At 42.6% G+C, this 1,604-nt stretch carries 1 protein-coding gene and 1 pseudogene; both read left to right on the top strand.

The annotated features are described in order from the left end of the window. Positions 1-244: pseudogene (locus QT974_RS34200) on the top strand (ATPase); the annotation flags it as partial. Positions 245-631: 387 nt separating this feature from the next. Continuing rightward, positions 632-1,306 (top strand): Uma2 family endonuclease, encoded by a 675-nt coding sequence (locus QT974_RS34195; RefSeq protein ID WP_333472793.1) that lies wholly within the window; start codon positions 632-634, stop codon positions 1,304-1,306. Positions 1,307-1,604: the final 298 nt, after the last annotated feature.

The following is a 1,604-nucleotide window of genomic DNA, read 5'->3' as shown; positions in this document are numbered from 1 at the left end:
AGATTTGAAAGATGTTTTACAGCAGCAGTACGATCGCACTTCCGAACTAGAAAAACAAGTTATGTCATTGTTGGCTAAGGAAAATCAGCCAGTCAACCTAGCAAAATTGCTAGAAAAAGGACAAATATCATCATCAGATTTACTCAACGCGCTCCAGTCTTTATCGCGGCGTTGCTTGATAGAAAAAGAAGGAAGCTTTTACAGTTTGTCACCTGTACTGAAGCAGTATATCAAAGGGTTGTAACTGAGATGTTGCACTATTCTCATGTTACCCCAAATCCCGCCAGGGACTCAAGTCCCTGGCTAATAGCTTAAGTCCTCTAAAGAGGACTGAAATTCTCTTCCAGTCCTCTTTAGAGGACTTAAGCTATGAGACGGGGGTTTAAACCCCCGTCGGGTGATTGCGAGAGCGAGAAAATCACAAAACGCAGATGATTCTAAATCATCTGCGTTTATTTGCGGTTCAATTAAACAGTCCTGGATGCACTCCGAATAAAGAAACCGGGTTTTTTCTAAATCTACCGGCTACAGCGCGTCTTCTCAGTAAAAACCCGGTTTCTCGGCCCAATGCGTAAGTCGTATAAAATAGATATAAAATATAAATTGATGCTGCTAGCAATGGAGTCATCCCATGACCGCAACAATTCCTACTCAAACTTTGCCAGAAATCATCTACCCAGACAGCGACGGAAAACCCATGTCTGACAATACCAAACAGTTCCAATTAATCGTAAAAATTCAAGGCGGCATAGATGCTTTGTTCAAAGACAACGAAAATGTCTTTGTAGCAGGTGACTTGCTGTGGTATCCCGTCGAAGGAGATAACAAAACTCGCCAAGCACCTGATATTATGGTAGCCTTTGGCAGACCCAAAGGCGATCGGGGTTCCTACCAACAGTGGCTGGAAGATAATATTGCGCCGCAAGTTGTCTTTGAAATCATCTCGCCGGGAAACCGCATGACAGCAATGTTTAAGCTGTTTAAGTTCTACGAGAATTATGGAGTCGAAGAATATTATGTCTACGATCCAGAGGATAATGAGTTAATAGGTTGGCGGCGAGCTGACGGACAACTCAACTATATTGAATCAATGGAAGGTTGGGTAAGTCCGCGTTTGCAAATCCGTTTTGAAACTGCATCGGGAGATTTGGAAATTTATCGTCCCGACGGACTGAAGTTTTTGTCTTATGTGGAGTTGTCAAGACAAATGGAACAAGAAAGACAGGAGAAAGAGTTAGCACAGCAAAAAGCCGATCGCCTTTCTGAAAAACTGCGAGAAATGGGGATAAATCCAGAGGACATTTGAAGCTCAATTATCTCTACAACGGTTTAATTAAACAGGAATTATGCACTCCCAATAAAGAAACCGGGGTTTTTCTGAATCTCTCACCTATAGCGAGTATTCTCGTAAAAACCCGGTTTCTGGACTCTCATGGGTAAGTCCGATTAAACCCTGTTAAACTCAAGCCGCAACTTTATCTAAAGGCTGCACTTGAGAGAGGTATTTGTGCAAGGCCTCACCTTCAACTACTTCAGTTTCTAACAGCTTCTGCGTGATTGTTTCCAACAATTCCCGATTGGCTTTGAGAATATCCAAAGCTTGC

Source organism: Microcoleus sp. BM001215392 (assembly GCF_036700185.1).
Taxonomy (GTDB): Bacteria; Cyanobacteriota; Cyanobacteriia; order Cyanobacteriales; family Microcoleaceae; genus Microcoleus.
Note: the sequence above shows the minus strand (reverse complement) of the source record. Positions and strands in the feature narration are given on the sequence as shown.

Bases quoted from the DNA above. Each gene is read 5' to 3' on its own strand.
- QT974_RS34195 (WP_333472793.1), top strand. From the start codon at position 632: ATGACCGCAACAATTCCTACTCAAACTTTGCCAGAAATCATCTACCCA.